This is a genomic window from Aggregatibacter actinomycetemcomitans (genome assembly GCF_023518055.1).
GTDB classification, from domain to species: Bacteria; Pseudomonadota; Gammaproteobacteria; order Enterobacterales; family Pasteurellaceae; genus Aggregatibacter; species Aggregatibacter actinomycetemcomitans.
The window spans coordinates 1,342,583-1,361,602 of the sequence record NZ_CP085096.1; the positions used below are offsets into that span (position 1 = coordinate 1,342,583).

At 41.8% G+C, this 19,020-nt stretch carries 18 protein-coding genes and 3 pseudogenes; 11 read left to right on the forward strand and 10 right to left on the reverse strand.

Going from position 1 to position 19,020, the window contains the following annotated elements:
• Window positions 1-8: 8 nt before the first annotated feature.
• The 3 genes and pseudogenes from LIN98_RS06780 (at window position 9) to dolP (ending at window position 1,617) form a co-directional block, all read left to right on the forward strand.
• Window positions 9-368: pseudogene (locus LIN98_RS06780) on the forward strand (YraN family protein).
• Window positions 369-380: 12 nt separating this feature from the next.
• Window positions 381-965 carry a D-sedoheptulose-7-phosphate isomerase gene (locus tag LIN98_RS06785; protein ID WP_005546449.1) on the forward strand — a complete coding sequence of 195 codons (585 nt, stop codon included), beginning with the start codon at window positions 381-383 and terminating at the stop codon, window positions 963-965.
• 64 nt (window positions 966-1,029) lie between these two features.
• Window positions 1,030-1,617: a division/outer membrane stress-associated lipid-binding lipoprotein gene (dolP, locus tag LIN98_RS06790; protein ID WP_014167765.1), complete on the forward strand. Its 588-nt coding sequence runs from the start codon at window positions 1,030-1,032 to the stop codon at window positions 1,615-1,617.
• Between the two features lie 105 nt (window positions 1,618-1,722).
• Here the strand turns inward: dolP and can are convergent, their stop codons facing one another.
• Window positions 1,723-2,415, reverse strand: coding sequence for a carbonate dehydratase (can, locus tag LIN98_RS06795; RefSeq protein ID WP_005567500.1), 693 nt, complete (start codon window positions 2,413-2,415; stop codon window positions 1,723-1,725).
• A gap of 215 nt (window positions 2,416-2,630) precedes the next feature.
• Here can and msrB point away from each other — a divergent pair, with 215 nt between their 5' ends.
• From msrB to LIN98_RS06815, 4 genes and pseudogenes are all read left to right on the forward strand, one after another.
• Entirely contained in the window at window positions 2,631-3,701 is a 1,071-nt protein-coding gene (msrB, locus tag LIN98_RS06800; RefSeq protein ID WP_005546455.1) for a peptide-methionine (R)-S-oxide reductase MsrB, read from the forward strand.
• Between the two features lie 3 nt (window positions 3,702-3,704).
• A complete protein-coding gene (locus LIN98_RS06805; RefSeq protein ID WP_005546457.1) occupies window positions 3,705-4,346 on the forward strand; it encodes a cytochrome c biogenesis protein CcdA in 642 nt (213 codons plus the stop codon).
• Between the two features lie 14 nt (window positions 4,347-4,360).
• The gene (locus tag LIN98_RS06810; protein ID WP_005546459.1) at window positions 4,361-4,843 is read left to right on the forward strand and encodes a redoxin family protein; all 483 of its coding nucleotides are present in this window, start codon (window positions 4,361-4,363) and stop codon (window positions 4,841-4,843) included.
• 626 nt (window positions 4,844-5,469) lie between these two features.
• Window positions 5,470-5,979: pseudogene (locus LIN98_RS06815) on the forward strand (hypothetical protein); the annotation flags it as partial.
• 35 nt (window positions 5,980-6,014) lie between these two features.
• Here the strand turns inward: LIN98_RS06815 and LIN98_RS06820 are convergent.
• Window positions 6,015-6,272, reverse strand: a complete 258-nt coding sequence (locus tag LIN98_RS06820) for a hypothetical protein (protein WP_005575249.1) — start codon at window positions 6,270-6,272, stop codon at window positions 6,015-6,017.
• 834 nt (window positions 6,273-7,106) lie between these two features.
• On the opposite strand from LIN98_RS06820, the gene cra reads away from it, so the two are divergent.
• Window positions 7,107-8,093: a catabolite repressor/activator gene (cra, locus tag LIN98_RS06825; protein ID WP_005546465.1), complete on the forward strand. Its 987-nt coding sequence runs from the start codon at window positions 7,107-7,109 to the stop codon at window positions 8,091-8,093.
• Here cra and LIN98_RS06830 read toward each other — a convergent pair.
• Window positions 8,077-8,790 (reverse strand): SanA/YdcF family protein, encoded by a 714-nt coding sequence (locus LIN98_RS06830; protein ID WP_005542400.1) that lies wholly within the window; start codon window positions 8,788-8,790, stop codon window positions 8,077-8,079. The genes cra and LIN98_RS06830 overlap by 17 nt on opposite strands.
• 192 nt (window positions 8,791-8,982) lie before the next feature.
• Here LIN98_RS06830 and metX point away from each other — a divergent pair, with 192 nt between their 5' ends.
• The 3 genes from metX (at window position 8,983) to LIN98_RS06845 (ending at window position 12,181) form a co-directional block, all read left to right on the forward strand.
• Window positions 8,983-10,086: a homoserine O-acetyltransferase MetX gene (metX, locus tag LIN98_RS06835; protein ID WP_005567222.1), complete on the forward strand. Its 1,104-nt coding sequence runs from the start codon at window positions 8,983-8,985 to the stop codon at window positions 10,084-10,086.
• Between the two features lie 305 nt (window positions 10,087-10,391).
• Complete coding sequence (gene purR, locus LIN98_RS06840) at window positions 10,392-11,390, forward strand: HTH-type transcriptional repressor PurR (RefSeq protein ID WP_005567221.1); 999 nt, start codon at window positions 10,392-10,394, stop codon at window positions 11,388-11,390.
• Window positions 11,391-11,860: 470 nt separating this feature from the next.
• Window positions 11,861-12,181, forward strand: coding sequence for an HI1450 family dsDNA-mimic protein (locus tag LIN98_RS06845; RefSeq protein ID WP_005567220.1), 321 nt, complete (start codon window positions 11,861-11,863; stop codon window positions 12,179-12,181).
• A 114-nt stretch (window positions 12,182-12,295) separates the two neighbouring features.
• Here LIN98_RS06845 and dapD read toward each other — a convergent pair whose 3' ends face one another.
• From dapD to sppA, 7 genes and pseudogenes are all read right to left on the reverse strand, one after another.
• On the reverse strand, window positions 12,296-13,123 hold the full coding sequence (dapD, locus tag LIN98_RS06850; RefSeq protein ID WP_005546477.1) for a 2,3,4,5-tetrahydropyridine-2,6-dicarboxylate N-succinyltransferase: 828 nt from the start codon (window positions 13,121-13,123) through the stop codon (window positions 12,296-12,298).
• Between the two features lie 93 nt (window positions 13,124-13,216).
• Window positions 13,217-14,179 (reverse strand): HTH-type transcriptional regulator CysB, encoded by a 963-nt coding sequence (cysB, locus tag LIN98_RS06855; RefSeq protein WP_014167762.1) that lies wholly within the window; start codon window positions 14,177-14,179, stop codon window positions 13,217-13,219.
• A 30-nt stretch (window positions 14,180-14,209) separates the two neighbouring features.
• Window positions 14,210-15,178 carry a 23S rRNA pseudouridine(2605) synthase RluB gene (rluB, locus tag LIN98_RS06860; RefSeq protein WP_005567219.1) on the reverse strand — a complete coding sequence of 323 codons (969 nt, stop codon included), beginning with the start codon at window positions 15,176-15,178 and terminating at the stop codon, window positions 14,210-14,212.
• Between the two features lie 54 nt (window positions 15,179-15,232).
• Window positions 15,233-15,856 carry an L-threonylcarbamoyladenylate synthase gene (locus LIN98_RS06865; protein WP_005569592.1) on the reverse strand — a complete coding sequence of 208 codons (624 nt, stop codon included), beginning with the start codon at window positions 15,854-15,856 and terminating at the stop codon, window positions 15,233-15,235.
• Between the two features lie 73 nt (window positions 15,857-15,929).
• Window positions 15,930-16,748 carry a bifunctional chorismate mutase/prephenate dehydrogenase gene (tyrA, locus tag LIN98_RS06870; protein ID WP_005567216.1) on the reverse strand — a complete coding sequence of 273 codons (819 nt, stop codon included), beginning with the start codon at window positions 16,746-16,748 and terminating at the stop codon, window positions 15,930-15,932.
• Window positions 16,703-17,061 (reverse strand): annotated as a pseudogene (gene tyrA, locus LIN98_RS10510) (chorismate mutase). Before tyrA (LIN98_RS10510) ends, tyrA (LIN98_RS06870) begins: the two are co-directional and overlap by 46 nt.
• Before the next feature lie 31 nt (window positions 17,062-17,092).
• The gene (gene sppA, locus LIN98_RS06875; RefSeq protein ID WP_005590045.1) at window positions 17,093-18,973 is read right to left on the reverse strand and encodes a signal peptide peptidase SppA; all 1,881 of its coding nucleotides are present in this window, start codon (window positions 18,971-18,973) and stop codon (window positions 17,093-17,095) included.
• Window positions 18,974-19,020: the final 47 nt, after the last annotated feature.

The following is a 19,020-nucleotide window of genomic DNA, read 5'->3' on the forward strand; positions in this document are numbered from 1 at the left end:
TGGAACCGATGTTATCACCAAAACGTCAACAAGGGGCGAGATTTGAACAAAAAGCTCGCCTCTTTTTAGAATCTAAAGGCATGAAATTTCTCGCCGCCAACCAAAATTTCAAGTGCGGCGAACTGGATTTAATTATGTTGGAACAAAATACCATCGTATTTGTGGAAGTGCGCCAACGTAAAAATGATCATTTTGGCTCTGCCGTGGAAAGCGTAGATTGGCAAAAGCAACAACGCTGGCTGAATGCGGCAGCACTTTGGCTGGCATAACGGGAACAAAGTTTAGAAGACACCGATTGCCGTTTCGATTTGGTCGCGTTTGGTAAAACCGATCAAGACATTCAATGGATCTCCAACTTTCTTGATTAATATTCTTTCACTATGCAAAACAAACTCAATGATTTATATGAGGAAAATATTAAAACTCATATTTATTCAAAAAGCCTGCTCAGCGCACAAATCGTCGAAGCGACGCAACACCTGATTGCCTGCCTGTTGCGTGGTAATAAAGTCATTGTCTGCGGTGACGGTCGTTCTTACATTAATGCGCAATGTCTGGTGGCGAATTTGCTTAACCGTTATGATCTAAAACGTCCGAGTTTTCCTTCCGTGTTATTGAGCCTGGATAGTGCGGTCGGTTCCACTTTCGTTTCCGACAATACGCTGGAAAAACTGTATCAACACCAATTCAGCGCCATCGCGCGGTCCGGCGATATTTTGGTGGCATTCGCACCTTTAGGAAATGAAAAAAATGTGCTCAATACAATTACACATGCCGTGAACAAAGAGATTAATGTGATTGTCTTAACGGGTAACAGTAACGATCATATTCAGGGAATTTTGACAGACAAAGATTTACAAATCGCCGTGCCGAGCAGTAAGGAAAGTCGCATACTGGAGAACCATTTATTCATTATTAACAGTATGTGTGAACTCATTGATTTTCAATTATTTTCACATTCGTAACTTGACAAAATCGGACGTTTCACGCCACACTAGCGCCCGGTTGTTACACATAAAGGAGATGACCATGTTAACAAGTCCATTAAAAAAACTGGTATTAATTTTCGGTAGCGCAATGTTATTACAAGGTTGCGTTGCTGCCGCCATCGGAGGCGCCGCAGTTGCCGGAGCAACCAAAGTGGCAACCGACCCAAGAACCTTCGGTACACAAATTGATGACGAAACCCTTGAAACCCGCGTGGATTCGGCAATCAGAAAAGACCAACAACTTAAATCCGAAGCGCGTATCAGCGTCACCTCTTACAGCGGTCGTGTGTTATTGACCGGTCAGGTTCCAAACGAAAGTTTGCGCGAAGTCGCCACCAGTTTGGCGAAAGGCGTACCAAACGTCAATGATGTGTACAACGAAGTGCGCGTCGGCCCCAAAGTGAATTTCGCTCAAATCAGCAAAGACAGTTGGATCACCAGCCAAATCAAATCCAAGATGTTGATTGATTCCAAAGTAAAAACCAGCGACATCAAAGTCGTCACCGAAAATAACGAAGTATTCCTGATGGGTAACGTTACTCAGGATCAAGCCAACGCCGCCGCAAAAATCGCGCGTAACGTGGCGGGGGTAGCGAAAGTGATTAAGGTGTTCAATTATTTAAACTAATCCTAAGATAACCCACCAAAAGTGCGGTTGCTTTTAAAGATGTTTTTTTATCATAAAGGCGGGCTATACCCGCCCTTTTCTGTATAAGATTACGCTAAACAGCGATTATTCCGCATCCAGCTCGTGCGCCTTTTTCAACATTTCTTCTTCATTTAATTTCAACAAACGGGAAATAGCATTGCGATAAGAAATTTCCAGGCTTTCACGACTGGTCGCCATCACGCCCTGGTCGATTAAAAAGCCGTCTTTTACATCATATACCCAACCGTGCAACGACAATTTTTTCCCATTCTTCCAGGCATTTTTCACAATAGACGAACGTCCCAGGTTATATACCTGTTCCGCAACGTTTAATTTTGTCAGCATATCGGCACGGCGCTCCGGGGAAAGATTACCAAGCAAGTGACTGTGCTTAAACCAAATATCGCGAATATGTAACAACCAGTTATTTATCAACCCTAAATCCTGATCGTTCGTTGCCGCATGAATACCGCCGCAATTCGTATGTCCGCAGATGATAATATGCTCAATATTCAACACATCCACCGCATATTGCACTACGGAAAGGCAGTTTAAATCGGTGTGAATCACCTGATTTGCAACATTACGATGCACAAATAATTCTCCCGGTTCCAGGTTGGTTAATTTCTCCGCAGGCACACGACTGTCCGAACAACCGATCCACAAATAATGGGGCTGCTGGTGCTCCGCCAATTCCTGAAAATAGGTGGAATTTTCCTCTTTCATACGAGTTGCCCAGCGGTAATTATTGGCAAAAAGTTGTTCTATTTTTTTCATACGGTCCTATTCCCGCAATAAATCAAAAAGGAACATAGTATAGCTTGGAACGTAACTTGATAAAATTTATTTTTAGCATAACCTATTATTTACAATAATAATTTTTAGGTTAACCGAAAAATAATAAAAATAATCTGTAAGCATTTGCGCCCTACTCCGTCTAACGTATATGAAAAGGTACCATTTTCATTATGCTAAATTATGAAGGAGTTATTATGAAAAAATCAAAATTAGTTGTGGCGTTAGCCGCAATTTTATCTTGTGCAGCAATCCCGACAACCGTTATGGCAGAAAGTAACGTTCAACAAACTATGGAGAAAAGCAATATGTCCGAAGCTAAAAAAGATCTTCACGAAATTTATTTGGCTGGTGGCTGCTTCTGGGGCATAGAGGCTTATATGGAGCGCATTTACGGCGTGGAAGATGCGATTTCAGGATACGCTAATGGTAAAAGTGACAAAACCAATTACCAAAAGATCGGCATTACCGATCATGCAGAAACGGTCAAAGTAACTTATGACCGCAATAAAGTTTCCTTGGATAAATTGTTAAAATACTATTTCCAAGTTATTGATCCGACCAGCGTGAACAAACAAGGTAATGATCGCGGTAGACAATATCGTACCGGTATTTATTATCAAGATACTGCTGATAAGTCTATAATTGAAAAAGAAATTACTGCTTTGCAAGGAAAGTATAAAAATAAAATTCAGATTGAAGTGGAACCGCTACATAACTATATCGTAGCAGAAGAATACCATCAGGATTATTTGAAGAAAAACCCAAACGGCTATTGCCATATTGATTTGGAACAGGCCAATTATGTTATTATTGACGAAAAAGATTATCCGAAACCGAGCGATGCGGAACTGAAAGCTAAATTGACCCCGCTGCAATATAGCGTCACGCAAAACAAAAATACCGAGCATTCTTTCAGCAACGAATACTGGGATAACTTTAAACCGGGTATTTATGTGGATGTCACCACCGGTGAACCACTTTTCTCTTCTAAAGATAAATTTGAATCCGGTTGTGGCTGGCCAAGTTTCACCAAACCGATTACAAAAGAGGTCGTCACCTATCAGGACGATCACAGTTTCAACATGCTCAGAACGGAAGTAATAAGCCGCAGTGGTAAAGCTCATTTAGGACATGTTTTTGATGACGGTCCAAAAGACAAAGGCGGTTTGCGCTATTGCATTAATAGTGCCGCAGTTAAATTTATTCCGTTAGAAGACATGGTAAAAGAAAACTATGGTTATCTAACCAATGCTGTAAAGGAGTAAAGAATGTTTGATCAACAATTATTAATCGGCACCGTATTCTTAGCGGGTTTAGCCTCCTTTTTGTCGCCTTGCATTTTCCCCATTATCCCGATTTATTTCGGCATCTTGGCGAAAGGCGGTAGAAAAATTATGAACACCTTTTTGTTCATTGCAGGTTTATCTTTAACCTTCGTCAGCCTAGGCTTCAGCTTCGGATTTTTAGGCAATTTATTCTTTAACGATAACGTGCGCATTATTGCCGGCATTATCGTGATTATTCTGGGAATCCATCAATTAGGTATTATCAAATTGAATTTCCTAGAAAGAACCAAAGTAGTTGAAGTAAAAACTGAAGGCAAAAGTGCCTCTTTTGAAGCCTTTTTCCTAGGGCTTACCTTCAGCCTTGGCTGGACACCTTGTATTGGACCGATTTTAGCATCTGTTCTGGCGTTGTCCGGCGATGAAGGTTCCGCTCTATACGGTGCTTCTATGATGTTGGTTTATGTATTAGGTTTGGCAACGCCGTTTGTACTCTTCTCTTTATTCTCACAAGAGTTACTAAAACGCACCAAAGCACTAAACAAACACTTAGACAAATTTAAAATTATCGGTGGTTTACTCATTATCGTCATGGGGATTCTACTCATCACTAATAAATTACAATAAAAGGATACATGATTATGAAAAAATTTATCGCATTAATTCTGATGGCAGTTAGCTTGAACAGCTTCGCAGAAGGAGAAAATTCATTGAAAGATGTGCAGTTTAAAGATCTTAACAACGCCACGGTTACACTGGATCAGGTAACCAGCAAAGGCAAACCGGTTTATGTCAAAATGTGGGCATCTTGGTGTCCGATCTGCTTGGCCGGATTAGCGGAAATCAACGAATTAAGTGGAGAGCCGAACAAAAACTTCGATGTAATTACCATAGTTTCACCGGGCAAAAAAGGGGAAAAAGAAACGCAAGATTTCATCGACTGGTACAAAGGATTAGATTATAAAAATATCATTGTATTATTAGATGAAAATGGCGAAACCCTCAAACGTGCCAAAGTGCGTGGCTACCCTTCCAGCGTATTGCTTGATACGGATTTGAATATCCAAAAAACCGTACCGGGACATTTAGGCACGGCGCAAATTAAACAGCTGGCAGGAAATTAATTCCTTAATACGAAAAAGTGCGGTCAAAATCCATTGTGCTTTTTGACCGCACTTTGATCTGCACCCCAAAATAACATTTTTTAGAGTGTTAATATATCTAAGCAGGCAACATGATAAGTAATCCACAATATTGTAAAGTCGTGGTTTTATTTACATAATTTTCGTCTTTAGATTCATGCAAATATTGAGATGGTACTATACCTCCTTCATTTTGAAATAAGGTATAGTTATACTAATTTTTTATTTGATAAAGAACTTTTATTTGTTATCTACGCACTATATCAAATTCAATTTCTACATCAAAATAAAATAAACCATTTTGGTATATCATCATATAGTTAGATAACTCATTATCATATTATCTTCAACAGTTAATATTTTGCAAAATCGGCTTAAGTAAATAAACCAACCTTGCGTAGAATAACTTTTTAGTCACATTGTTCATAAATACGCTGTTTTAATAAATGCTCCTCTAGCTATCACAATTTATCAAATTTTGATAAGCGATCTGTTTACAGATCTCTGTATTGTAGTTTTACTTACTTACCAGTGCACTTGTGCCGATAACCTTAAAATCATTTTTGACAGTAATTGTACATATGGTTATAGTGCCTTGAAAACCATCCAAAGAAATCGAACTATTTGATAGTTATAAGGATTTAAACTGCTTAGCCAGTTGGCTATTATTTAGCGGTCAGCAAGTCGCAACACTTAGTGATCTTTATCATAAAGATTTTTGGAATTGTATTAGAAAATCAGATTATCCAAATGCCCATGGTTATTTGGATGGTATAGAGATTACCAATGAATCATTCCACACGTTACTTCCGCGTTTTATCAATGACGAAAGGGCGGTATTTATGTTAGACCCGCCATATTTGTGTACGAAACAAGAGAGCTATAAGCAAGCGCATTATTTCGATCTTATCGACTTCCTACGCTTAATTAACATTACACGACCACCGTATATCTTCTTCTCATCGACAAAAAGCGAGTTCGTGCGGTTTATTGAGTATATGTGTGAAGATAAAGTCAATAACTGGCAGGCATTTGATGGCGCCCAAAGAATTACGATTAAGACAAACCTCAACTATCAAGGGCAATATGAAGATAATTTAGTGTATAATTTTATATAGAATAAAGGTTTAGTTTTTTCGCTAAGCCTTACTAATCATTCTTCTTCATTCAATTCAGATAATAAGCAATAAAACGGCGGAGTGGATGGTGCAAGGGTAGAGACAAATTTTACTACGCTATCTTTGCGTCCGTCTTCAACAAATCTAATATTTAAAAATTCGGTGTGCAAAATTGGCGTAGCGTTATCAATTTTGATTCTGTAAAAATTACAGAGATTTTTTCTTAAAATACCCGAAGTTAAACCGACTAAAAAGGAATTTCTCTGTAATAAACAAACTTCTTTTTGTAACAATATTTTACTATGTGAAATAAAATTAAATTTGATTTATCGCGCTGAAAGTGGTTAATTTATCGCGCGCGGCATCATTATAATACTTTATTTCAAGATGAGAAGCATTTATTACACTATATTCATTATTCCCGCCCCACTTTGAATATTTGAAAATCCTGGATAAGCCTAAATTAATGCACCCTCAACTTCATGAGCAATCTTATGTGTCATTTTATAACGGTCAATAATATGAATAACCTTTAAACCTGCATTATGAATTTCTCTAATTCTCAAATAGTTGAGGGAAATTTCATCTTTCCCCTAGTAATCATCAATTTTTTTATCATACTAAACAGAGGTGTTTACATGTTAAAAAACACGGTGATCCTTTCATTTACCAGTATAAAAGTTTAACCATTTCTTGGATCAATTAAACGATAAACATAAAACTCTAATTCTTTACACATTTCAGGTGAAAAACTTTCTATTCTTTTTTTATAGAATTCTCTTTAGTTCACTTTTATGGTACATGCATCCCAGCTTGTACTGCTAGCTATTTACCTCTGTAAATTTTCTGCCTTTTACTATTGTAACAAGCATGTCTATTCTAAAAGCCCATTTTCTTTCCGACTAGTAAAGATTCATTGTGATCAATGATTATTTATGAATATACATTGTACATAAATCAAATTATGCAATTTCTTCTATTATTTAATAATTTTGTGGACATTTATTCAATTTTTATCACACTAAAGTGTTATAATCCGCATGGATTTATACTCTCATTTTAACAACCAATATTTAGTTAATTCGGAATCAATCAACTATCTATTTCTGACATTTTAAGGAGTTAATGTGAAATTAGATGAAATAGCCAAGCTTGCGGGCGTTTCCTGCACCACGGTGAGCTACGTTGTGAACGGAAAAGCCAAACAGTATCGTGTAAGCGATAGCACTATCGAAAAAGTCCAAGCCTTGATTAAACAGTATGACTTTAAACCTAACGCCATGGCGGCAAGCCTGCGCGTGGGGAAAAGTAAAACCATCGGTTTAGTGATTCCCGATTTTGAAAATATCAGTTATGCGAAAATCGCCAATAATCTGGAAAATCGTTTACGGGAAAAAGGCTATCAACTACTCATCGCCTGTTCTAACGACAAAGTGGAAAATGAGCAAGATTGCGTGAAACATTTATTACAACGTCAGGTTGATGCATTGTTGGTTTCCTCAGCACTGCCACCGAACACAGATTTTTACCAAAACGCCAGCGTGCCGATTATCGGTTTTGATCGCCGTATTAGCTCCCCGAAAGTGGTGAATGCCCTGACCGACGACGAAGGCGATGCATATCGTTTAACGAAGGAATTGTTGAAAATCCCTCATCAAAAAAGAATTTTGTTCTTCGGTGCATTACCGGATTTGCCGACAAGCCGGGAACGGGAAGAAGGATTTCGCTCGGCATTAAGGTATCGGAAGGCTTCCGCCAAATATCTTTACGGCGATATGTTCCGTAAAAACGAAGCGGCGCAATGTTTTGCCCAATGGTTAGAAAATAATCCGTTACCAACGGCAATTTTCACCACGTCTTTTACCTTGTTGGAAGGAGTGTTATTGGTCTTGTTGCAAAAACTGGGACAGGTGCCGAAAGACTTAGTGATTGCCACCTTCGGGCATGTTGAGATGTTAGAGCTACTGGAAAACAGAGTACTGTGCAGCGTGCAGGATTATGACAAAGTGTCGCAATCTTTGCTGACATTGACCTTTGATGCCATGTCGAAGAAACACAAAAACAGCGTCAATACAACGCCGTTAACCCGCAGTATTATTAAATATCACTGTTAACATCGGGAATCGTCACCGGCGGGGGCAAAGGTTCCGGCGCCCCCAAAAAGTGCGGTTCCCTTTCTACCAATAAATCCCACACAGCCTGCAAACGGGCAAAAAATTCCCGTACACGCACGAAAGAATACACCTGCGGATAATCCGCCGCAAAACAAATGGCGTCAATATTGTGGAATTTAGCGATGAATAAAGCGCGTTCACAATGAAATTTCTGCGAAATAATCGTCAGGGAATGGGCTTTAAATACCTGATCGGCACGAATCACCGAATCCAATGTGCGAAAGCCCGCAAAATCCAGATAAATAAACTCTTGCGGCACACCCATTTTCTTCAAATCCTGCAACATGGTACGCGGTTCGTTGTATTGCAATGTGCGGTTATCACCGCTTAACAACAGATAGTCCACTTTTCTTGCTTCAAATAAACGTTGCGCAGCAAGTAAACGATTATAATAGAACAGATTTAGTGTGTTATTGGAGAAATATTTTGAGGTACCAAGCACTAAACCATACGGGCGGTTCGGCACTTTGTCGATGTCATAATAAATATCTTTGCGCACATAATAACCAATAATTTGATCCACAACGATCAATAACAAAGCAAAACCCGCAAAAAACAAGGCAAAATAACGGCCAATCCGTTTAATTTGCGTCGCAGTTAAATAAGCTTGTAACTTTTCTTTTAAATTCAATTTCATTAGCATTATTGTCAAAAAATACTGGTGCTCAACATAAAGAAAAAAAACACAGAATTCAAGTCCAATCTCTTTATTTATAGACTTCAAAACTTCCAGATGTTTAGACGGCTAAAATTTCTTGACAAGGTATAAGGCAAGATGTAACGTTATGCCCCACTAGCCATAACAATAAGAATTGCGTCGGACTCGGCAATGACAATAAAAAAAACCACTATTTTTACCCATCAACCTTTACACCTCGTTTTAGGCGGTCAACTTCAACAAATTGACGTGGCTTATCAAACCTATGGTGAATTGAATGCGGATAAAAGCAATGCGGTGTTAATCTGCCACGCGCTTACCGGCGACGCCGAACCTTATTTTGATAAAAGCACAAACCAAGAAGGCTGGTGGCAAAATTTTATGGGCGATGGCTTAGCATTGGACACTTCCCGCTATTTTTTTATTTGTTCCAACGTACTTGGCGGCTGCAAAGGCACGACCGGTCCGTCCTCAATTAATCCGCAAACCAATCGCCCTTACGGCAGCCAATTTCCCGCGGTTATCGTGCAAGACATCATCAAAGTGCAAAAAGCGCTGCTGGATTTTCTTGAAATTCCGCATTTACACGCCATTATCGGCGGTTCCTTTGGCGGTATGCAGGCAACCCAATGGGCGATTGATTATCCCGATTTCGTCTCCAATGTGGTTAATCTATGCTCTTCCCTTTCCTTGAGCGCGGAAGCCATCGGTTTTAATCACGTCATGCGCCAAGCGGTGATGAACGATCCAAATTTCAATAACGGCGATTATTATGACGGCGAGCGCCCGGACAAAGGTTTAGCCATCGCCCGTATGCTCGGTATGCTCACGTATCGCACCGATGTCCAACTCAGCAAAGCCTTCGGACGCGCCACCAAAGCGGAAGGTCATTTGCAGGGCGACTATTTTCAAGTGGAATCCTATTTAAGCTATCAAGGACAAAAATTTCTGGCGCGCTTCGATGCCAACAGTTATTTGCATTTATTACGCGCGTTGGATTTATACGATTCGAGCATCGGCTATGCCGATTTAAAAACCGCTCTTTCTCGAATCAAAGCCCGTTATACACTGGTCTCGGTGGATAACGATCAGCTGTTCAAACTGCCGGAATTACGCAAAAGTAAACAATTACTGGAGCAATACGGCGTCAATTTGAATTATTACGAATTCAACTCCGATTACGGACATGATGCGTTTTTAGTGGACTATGCGTTTTTTGAAAATAAAATCCGTAACGGACTGGCGGGAGGCAATCAAGATTTAACAAAAAAGTAAACCGCACTTTAGGTGATTAAAGTGCGGTTCGATTTCAAGTTATTTTTCAATTAGAAAATCGCAAACGCCAACACCAGGATTAAGCCGAGAGAAAGCACAACCATCATCATTGCATAACCAAACGTACCCATTTTTTTACCTCATTTTTCCTGTTTATAGTAACCCGCGGTGCATTCTAACAAAAAATTCACAGAAAAAACCAGCCAAATGTAAAAAAGTGTAATTTTTCATCGGATTTCCCGCGATTCTCCTTAACCAAAACCTATTCAATCTTTATAATAGCCAAAATATTTACGGAGAAAATTATGGCTACCATCAAAGATGTCGCAAAAATGGCAGGCGTATCGACCACCACAGTATCCCACGTTATCAATAAAACCCGTTTTGTTGCCGCTGAAACCAAACAACAGGTTTTGCAAGCAATAAAAGATCTGAATTATTCACCCAGTGCGGTGGCGCGCAGTTTAAAAGTCAACACTACCAAATCCATCGGCATGATCGTCACCACCAGCGAAGCCCCTTATTTCGCCGAAATCATTCATGCGGTGGAAGAACATTGCTATCGCCAAGGCTATTCTCTGTTTTTATGTAATACGCAAAATAATGCGGAAAAGATCAAAAATCACTTGGAAATGCTGGCAAAAAAACGTGTTGATGGAATTTTGGTGATGTGTTCCGAATATTTGCAGGATCCGCAGGATTTACTTACGGTATTTTCTTCTATTCCAATGGTGGTGATGGATTGGGGCCCGAATGCCCATACGAATATTATTCAGGATAACAGTTTCGACGGCGGCTATCTGGCGACTAAACATCTGATTGAAAACGGACATAAAAATATCGGTATTATCGCCGGTGAACTGAACAAAACCACAGCGAAAACCCGCTATGAAGGCTTCGTACACGCCATGCAGGAAGCCGGGCTGGCAATTAACCCGAACTGGGTCATGGAAGGTTTTTTTGAACCGGAAGACGGCTATGAATGTATGAACAAAATTCTGCGTCAAGAAACCCTACCCACCGCCGTATTCTGTTGCAACGACGTTATGGCGTTAGGGGCAATTTCTGCTATCGGCGAAAAAGGCTTATGTGTGCCGGACGACATTTCCATTATCGGCTACGACAATATTCACGCCTCCCGTTTTTATTCGCCGCCGTTGACCACCATTCACCAATCCAAATCCCGTTTGGGGGTACAGGCGGTAAATTTGTTGTTTGAACGCATTAATCACAAATCCGATCAACGAAAAACTATTGAAATTCACCCTGAATTAGTAATGCGTAAATCGGTAAAAAAACTTTAAGACAAACCGCATGAGGGCGTCATTCACATGCCTTTTTTCTATATTCACACATCATCATTTTTAATAGTTATTAAACATTTTATAATTATTTAAAAACACATATAAAAATGACCGCACTAAATATGGCTATTATCCTTTGCATAGTAGAAAAATAACTTCACAGTAAACTCTCCGTCCCTTCTACTATTACGATTCACTGACAACTCCGCATGCGGACAAAAAAGACATCATCGCCTGCAACAACAAACGTTGCGAACCATTATACGATTGCTATTAACCCTTAATAGTGTACGGTATACACATTGTCACCAATCGGTCCATTGCCGGCAATGATTTTTAGTAAAGCGATAGAAGGTTATCGGAACGAAGGCCCCAAAAGTGCGGTTGGAAAAAACATCATTTTTTTCGACCGCACTTCTTACTGGCTTATGTTATGATGTGCGCCGAATTTAACTTACCGGAAACCTAAAATGACAGAATTAACCCGGCTTGATCCTGATAAAGCCATCGACATTGCCTACGATATTTTTCTTGAAATGGCACCGGAAAACTTAGACCCGGCAGATATTATGCTGTTCAACCTCCAGTTTGAAGAACACGGCGCAGTAGAATTTGTGGAAACCGCTGACAACTGGGAAGAACAAATCGGCATACTTATCGACCCGCAAGAATACGCAGAAGTCTGGATCGGGCTGGTAAACAAACAAGATGAAATGGACAACATCTTCGCTAAATTCCTCATTTCCCACCGCGAAGACGATCGGCAATATCATATTATTTGGAAGGCGTAAGTGAAATGAGATATTTTATCTACTATGCCGAAAAATTGAATTTAAAAAAGTAGAGATAAAATAAAACCGCACTTGAACAGGAAAATGTTTTTCAAGTGCGGTCGGTCTTAATTGTTATTCTTCAATAGAACGTAATAACTCGTTGATACCCACTTTGCCTAAGGTTTTCGCATCTACTTTTTTCACGATAACCGCGCAGTAGAGGCTGTATCTGCCATCTTTGCTCGGAAGGCTGCCGGAAACCACCACGGAACCTGCCGGTACGCGGCCATAATACACTTCGCCGGTTTCACGATCGTAGATTTTGGTGGATTGGCCAATGAATACGCCCATGGAAATCACGCAGCCGTCTTCCACGATAACGCCTTCTACCACTTCGGAACGGGCACCAATGAAACAGTTATCGCCGATAATAGTCGGGTTGGCTTGTAACGGTTCTAACACACCGCCGATACCCACGCCGCCGGATAAGTGCACGTTTTTACCGATTTGCGCACAGGAACCTACGGTTGCCCAAGTATCTACCATGGTGCCTTCGCCCACGTGAGCGCCGATATTCACATAAGACGGCATTAACACGCAGTTTTTAGCAATATATGCGCCTTTACGTACGGTAGCAGACGGCACTACACGGAAGCCTTCTTGTTGGAAACGTTCTTCGGTGTAATCGGCAAATTTCAATGGGACTTTGTCGTAGTATTTGGTTTCTGCACCGTCAACAAGTTGATTGTCGTTAATACGGAAAGATAACAAGACCGCTTTTTTCAACCATTGGTGAGTCACCCATTCGCCGTCGATTTTTTCGGCAACACGATACTTGCCGCTGTCCAAGCCTTCAATCACCTCTTCAACCGCCGCACGGGTTTGTACGTCAATGGTTTTTGGTGTAATTTCAGTGCGTTTTTCAAAAGCGTTTTCAATAAGTTGTTGTAAATTTGACATTTTGCTTCCTATATCAATGTTAGTAAAAAGGGGGGGCGGGTGTTCGTCGTTGCAAATTCAATGTGCGAAAAGCCAACTTTTCAATTACAAAGTTTACAATCTGACGTCATCAAATAATCTTTTCACCACATTATTGTCGTGCATACGCTCTGCCCGTTCCACGTTTTCACGGGTTAAGTGCGGTGAAAAATAGTTGATAAAATCATACATATAATTACGCAGGAAAGCGCCGTGTTTAAAGGCGATTTGCGTCATGCTGGCGCGGAATAAATGATCCGCTTTAAGTGCCACCAAATCAACATCCGCCGGCGTATGCGCCATGGACGCCATAATGCCCACACCTAAGCCTAAACGGACATAGGTTTTGATAACATCCGCATCGGTAGCGGTAAATACAATATTCGGCAGGATACCGGCACCATTAAAGGCATAATCCAAATCGGAAACGCCGGTAAAGCCGAAAGTATAAGTAATTAAAGGATATTTGCCTAATTCTTCGATAGTCAGTAGCTCACATTTGGCTAACGGATGATCTGACTTCACAATGACCGAGCGATTCCACATATAACATGGCAGCAACACCACGCCATCAAATAAATATTGAGCTTCCGTGGTAATTGCCAAGTCCACTTCACCGGACAATAGCACATCATAAATCTGCATTGGAGAACCCTGATGAATGTGTAAACTCACATCAGGATAACGTTTGGCAAAACGTTCTACCACATGAGGCAACATATAACGTGCCTGGGTGTTTGTGGTGGCAATGCGCAACACACCGTGATCCGGTTTAGTATATTCGTCGGACACGGAACGAATCGCTTGCATTTTCACCATTAATTCCCGGGAAATACCCACGATTTTTTTACCGGCGGGCGTAAGCCCTTTAATATGTTTACCGTGACGATCAAAAATTTCCAAACCAAGCTCATTTTCCAATAAACGAACCTGTTTACTAATTCCCGGTTGGGAGGTGTATAACGCATGTGCAGCTTCCGTGACATTATAATTTTGGTTCACAATCTCAACCACGTAACGAAGTTGCTGAAATTTCATAACTTCCTCTTTTATCTATAGCTATTCTTGCTATTTTTTATAACGTTTATTTAATTCTGAGTAACGTTTTACTGCTTTACGGATTTGACTGAATTTCGGTTTATGACGGGTTTTATTGGCACCCAATTTGGTTTCCGTTTCCGGCGGCAAACCGACAAGTTCACGCAAATAATTCACATCCGCCAGTTCCATTTCCTGCCAGCCACCGCGCGGCAAAGTTTTCATCAGTTTAATGTTGCCGTAACGAATGCGAATCAAACGACTGACCTGAATACCTTGCGATTCCCATAAACGACGCACTTCACGGTTGCGCCCTTCCATTAAGGTCACGTCAAACCATTGGTTCATGCCTACGCCGCCAACGACTTTAATTTCTTTGAAATTTGCCGGACCGTCTTCCAGTTGCACGCCTTTTTTCAAACGGTTCAACATGGCATCATCCACTTGCCCGAACACACGCACGGAATATTCGCGCTCCACTTCACGGCTCGGGTGCATTAAGCGGTTGGCTAATTCGCCATCTGTCGTAAATAACAATAAACCTGAGGTATTAATATCCAAACGCCCTACGGCAATCCAGCGGGCGCCGGTTAAACGCGGCAGACGATCAAAGACGGTGGCGCGCCCTTCCGGATCGTGGCGGGTGCATAGCTCACCCTCCGCTTTGTAATACATCAACACACGGCACACTTCCTTCTGCGCTTGGGTTAAATTAATCAGATGTCCGTCGATACGCACTTTCACGCCGGCATACACATTAATCCGATCGCCTAAAGTGGCAATTTTACCATCCACACTGACCCGGTTTTCCGCAATAATAGCTTCGATTTCACGGCGCGAACCTTGTCCTGCACGGGCTAACACTTTTTGTAATTTTTCGCCTTCTGCCGCGGAGGTTTTGCTTGCGCTGCTGATCGGACGCGGCTTCGCCGTCGCATTTTTATCTTTGTTCGACGAAAAGTGCGGTCGATTTTGAGTGCGTTTTGTTGTGGGTTTCATAAATCCTCGTGTCGCTTTCCCAAGCGTCTGTGTTAATTTAACTAAGTATCTAATCTAAATAAATGGCGTAACCGCGCCGCTGCCTTCACGCAAGATTACCGGCGTGTCTCCGGTTAAATCCACCACCGTTGTCGGTTCTTGTCCCAAATAACCGCCGTGAATAATTAAATCCACCTGATGTTCCAAACGATCACGGATCTCTTCCGGACCCGATTGCGTCAAATGTTCTTCATTCGGTAGCATCAACGAGCAGGATAAAATCGGTTCACCAAGGGCTTTTAGTAAATCCAACGCAATTTGGTTATCCGGCACGCGAATGCCGATGGTTTTGCGCTTGGACGTCATTAAGCGACGCGGCAATTCTTTGGTTGCCGTTAAAATAAATGTGTAACGCCCCGGCGTGTTATTTTTAATCAAACGGTAAGCGGAATTAGTTACCAAAGAATAGGTGGATAATTCCGACAAATCGCTGCACACCAACGTAAAATTGTGTCCCTCGGGTAATTGACGAATGTGCACGATTCTGTCCATTGCGTGCTTATCGCCAATCATGCACCCCAAGGCGTAGCCGGAATCGGTAGGATACACAACCACCCCGCCGTTGCGCAAAATTTCGACCGCTTGATTAATCAGGCGAACTTGCGGGTTTTCCGGATGAATATAAAAAAATTGACTCATTGGCTTACTCTCGAGTAAATAGACGCGTTATTATACACACTTCATTTCGCCTCAGATAACTTTTTCAGGTTTCCTAAACATTTCGAGAGTCATTGGCTTGCTGAAGTAACTGGCGGCTTTCCTGTAAAAATTGCTCGGAATAACCACCGAACCAGTCACGAATCTGATTAAATTGTTCAATAAAGCCTTGCCGATCATGGTGTTTGAAAAAGGCGAGACCCGTTTCGTAGCTGTCTTTGAAATGCTCGATAACCGCCAGGTTTTCCGGCTTGTGGGCGATAATGTCCGCATACAATGCCGCATCTTGCGCAAATAAACGCCCGACCATGGCAAGTTCCAGACGATAAATCGGCGAAGAAAGCGCCAGTAATTTTTCCAAATCCACCGGCTGTTGTGACAAATACAAGCCATAAACAAAGGTGGAAAAATGGCGCAACGCCTGAATATAAGTCATGTGATGATCATGTTCGGTGGCATCAACCTGATAAATTTTCGCGCCCCAGATTTGGATTTGTTGCAACAACCATTGGTAACGCTCGCTAAAACGTCCGTCGCAGCACACCACGACCTGCTTCGCCATACTTGCCACATCAGGTCCGAACATGGGGTGTAAACCGACCACCGCACCTTTGTGCACTTCCAGCATTTTCTCTAAAGGCGTGCGTTTCACGGAAGTGAAATCCGCCAGCAGCATATTTTCCGTCAAATAAGGTTTGAGCCGTTCGATCACCGCCAACGTGTTGGCAATGGGCACAGACACAATTACCACATCGGCATGCTGCAAAATTTGGTCGGCGCGCGCCCAATCGTCCCGCTCCAGACATTTCACCTGATAGCCGGAACCCTTCAAATAACGACAAAATAAGCTGCCGAGTTTGCCTCGTCCGCCCACGATAACGATTTTCCGAATTTGCGGATTACGGTTTTAAAGCCGAATTGATTTTCGCTGACATAGGATTCACGCATAATGCGGCGTAGCACATCTTCAATCAGATTAGGAGATAACCCCATTTGCTCGGCGGCCTCACGCTTGCGTTGCAACATTTCCGCCTCACGCTGTGGTGCATAATGGGCAACCCGTGTTGCTGTTTCACTTCCCCCACTTTGTGCACCACCTGTTGCCGTTTCGCCAGCAGTTGCAACAGTTCATGATCCAATGAATCAATCTGCTCTCTTAATTCCGCCAAGCGTTCCATGTATCCCATCTAAAAAACGTTTAAAAAAACAACCGCACTTTTATTGCACTTTGCCGCAGGTTAAGCAATATAAATACTGCCCTTTCGGATCGTTAAAGGTGTTCAACAAACCAAGTTGTTTCACCTGCGTAAATTCTTTCGGTAAACCGACGGCTTCAGTCACCAACCCCGTTACCCATGCTTTACTATCGCCTTTGAAATCACGCATGAATTTTTTGAAGAACGAACCGCTGTCGTCATCCAGCCATTCTACGGAAAAACCTTCTTCCTGAATTTTGCTATTTTCGTCCAGTTTTTCGTTCACCAATTCCATGGCTTTGCCTAAAGCAGTATTCAAATCGCCCAGCTCATCCACCAATTTATGTTCAATCGCTTCGGAACCCAGCCAAACCTGACCTTGGGCGATTTTATCCACTTGCGCTTTGCTTAAGTGACGACCTTGACTGACTTTAGTCAGGAATTCGTCGTAGCCATGTTCAATTTCTAGCTGTAATACATCATTTAATTCGGAAGATAACGGCGAGAACGCGGATCCCAGTGCTAAATCGGAGGTTTTCACCCCGTCGGCGGACACACCGATTTTCTTGATGGTTTTCTCGAATGTCGGTAATACGGCAAAAATCCCGATAGAACCGGTGATGGTGTTTTTATCCGCCACAATATAATCAGCGGTGGAAGAAATCCAATACCCGCCGGAAGCCGCCATGCCACCCATGGAAACCACCACCGGTTTGCCTGCTTGTTGTAAGTGACTGAGCTCCTGACGAATGATTTCCGATGCAAAAGCACTACCGCCCGGGCTGTTAACGCGCAGAACGACAGCTTTCACGTCCTTATCATCATAAGCCTTGCGTAACAAGTTTGCGATAGTGTCGCCACCAACGTTTTCTTCATCGGTTTCGCCATCAATGATCGCCCCTTCCACGTTCACTACAGCAATTTTATTCTTGGTGTCGCCCGACATACGATCCGGCAAAGAAGCCAGGTAAGTGTCGTAATCTACCATTTTCGGTTGCTTATCTTCATTATCACCGAAAAGTGCGGTCAGTTTTTTATCTAAATTAAAGCGGTCCAATACGCCGTTAATCAACTTACGTTGTTTCACATAAGCCGTCATGTCGCCTTGCAAGGCTTTTAATTCGGTTAAATAGGTGTGCGCATTCGGTGCAACAGACTCTTCTTTGATGTTACGATTCTCCGCCACACGCTGTTTATAATTGTTCCACATGATACCCAACCAACGACGCAAATTGGTTTTGGCTTCGTCGGACATATCGTTGCGCAAAAACGGTTCGACGGCGGATTTGTAAGTGCCTACGCGGAAAACGTGCGGGTTCACCTCCAAGCTATCCAGCAGATCTTTGTAATACAGATTTTCCTGCACCAAGCCATCAATAGATACCGTTCCTACCGGATTCATATAAACTTCATCGGCATAGCTGGCCAAAAAATATTGCGCCCGATTGTAATTATCGGAATACGCAATAACCTGCTTGCCGTTTTTCTTGAAGTTTTCAATGGAAGCACCCACAAATTCCAATGAAGGTAAATCGCCACCTTGAAAATAATTCAAATCCAGCACCAAACCGCGAACCTTGTCGTCCAGTGCGGCCGAATCAATAGCGTAAACTACATCAAAAGTGGAATATTGTTGTGGAATATGTTGATTATCCAGTTCTTTTAAAAGCGTTTTTACGCCACCTTGATTATCGCGATTGTCCGCCAAATAGCCATCCAGGTTTAAATACAACGCCCCCTGATCGCCTTTTAACGCCACAGTTTGTTTATCCAGCCCAACCACGAAAGGCAGCGCAGTCAGCAATAATAAAACGAAAACCAGAAACACAATATTCATGACCAAATCACGAATAAAATTTAATGTGCGCCAGGCAAATTTAATAATCGAAAAAATAACTTTCATATAACCTCGGGAAATCAATAAAATGGCGTCTAAAATACCACAATCCG

What these genes read in the sequence shown, in the direction of transcription:
- dolP (WP_014167765.1), top strand. Translation starts at nt 1,030, where the DNA reads ATGTTAACAAGTCCATTAAAAAAACTGGTATTAATTTTCGGTAGCGCA.
- metX (WP_005567222.1), top strand. Translation starts at nt 8,983, where the DNA reads ATGACAATAAAAAAAACCACTATTTTTACCCATCAACCTTTACACCTC.
- rluB (WP_005567219.1), bottom strand. Translation starts at nt 15,178, where the DNA reads ATGAAACCCACAACAAAACGCACTCAAAATCGACCGCACTTTTCGTCG.
- LIN98_RS06845 (WP_005567220.1), top strand. Translation starts at nt 11,861, where the DNA reads ATGACAGAATTAACCCGGCTTGATCCTGATAAAGCCATCGACATTGCC.
- LIN98_RS06865 (WP_005569592.1), bottom strand. Translation starts at nt 15,856, where the DNA reads ATGAGTCAATTTTTTTATATTCATCCGGAAAACCCGCAAGTTCGCCTG.
- purR (WP_005567221.1), top strand. Translation starts at nt 10,392, where the DNA reads ATGGCTACCATCAAAGATGTCGCAAAAATGGCAGGCGTATCGACCACC.
- cysB (WP_014167762.1), bottom strand. Translation starts at nt 14,179, where the DNA reads ATGAAATTTCAGCAACTTCGTTACGTGGTTGAGATTGTGAACCAAAAT.
- can (WP_005567500.1), bottom strand. Translation starts at nt 2,415, where the DNA reads ATGAAAAAAATAGAACAACTTTTTGCCAATAATTACCGCTGGGCAACT.
- LIN98_RS06810 (WP_005546459.1), top strand. Translation starts at nt 4,361, where the DNA reads ATGAAAAAATTTATCGCATTAATTCTGATGGCAGTTAGCTTGAACAGC.
- dapD (WP_005546477.1), bottom strand. Translation starts at nt 13,123, where the DNA reads ATGTCAAATTTACAACAACTTATTGAAAACGCTTTTGAAAAACGCACT.
- sppA (WP_005590045.1), bottom strand. Translation starts at nt 18,973, where the DNA reads ATGAAAGTTATTTTTTCGATTATTAAATTTGCCTGGCGCACATTAAAT.
- LIN98_RS06785 (WP_005546449.1), top strand. Translation starts at nt 381, where the DNA reads ATGCAAAACAAACTCAATGATTTATATGAGGAAAATATTAAAACTCAT.
- LIN98_RS06830 (WP_005542400.1), bottom strand. Translation starts at nt 8,790, where the DNA reads ATGAAATTGAATTTAAAAGAAAAGTTACAAGCTTATTTAACTGCGACG.
- msrB (WP_005546455.1), top strand. Translation starts at nt 2,631, where the DNA reads ATGAAAAAATCAAAATTAGTTGTGGCGTTAGCCGCAATTTTATCTTGT.
- LIN98_RS06805 (WP_005546457.1), top strand. Translation starts at nt 3,705, where the DNA reads ATGTTTGATCAACAATTATTAATCGGCACCGTATTCTTAGCGGGTTTA.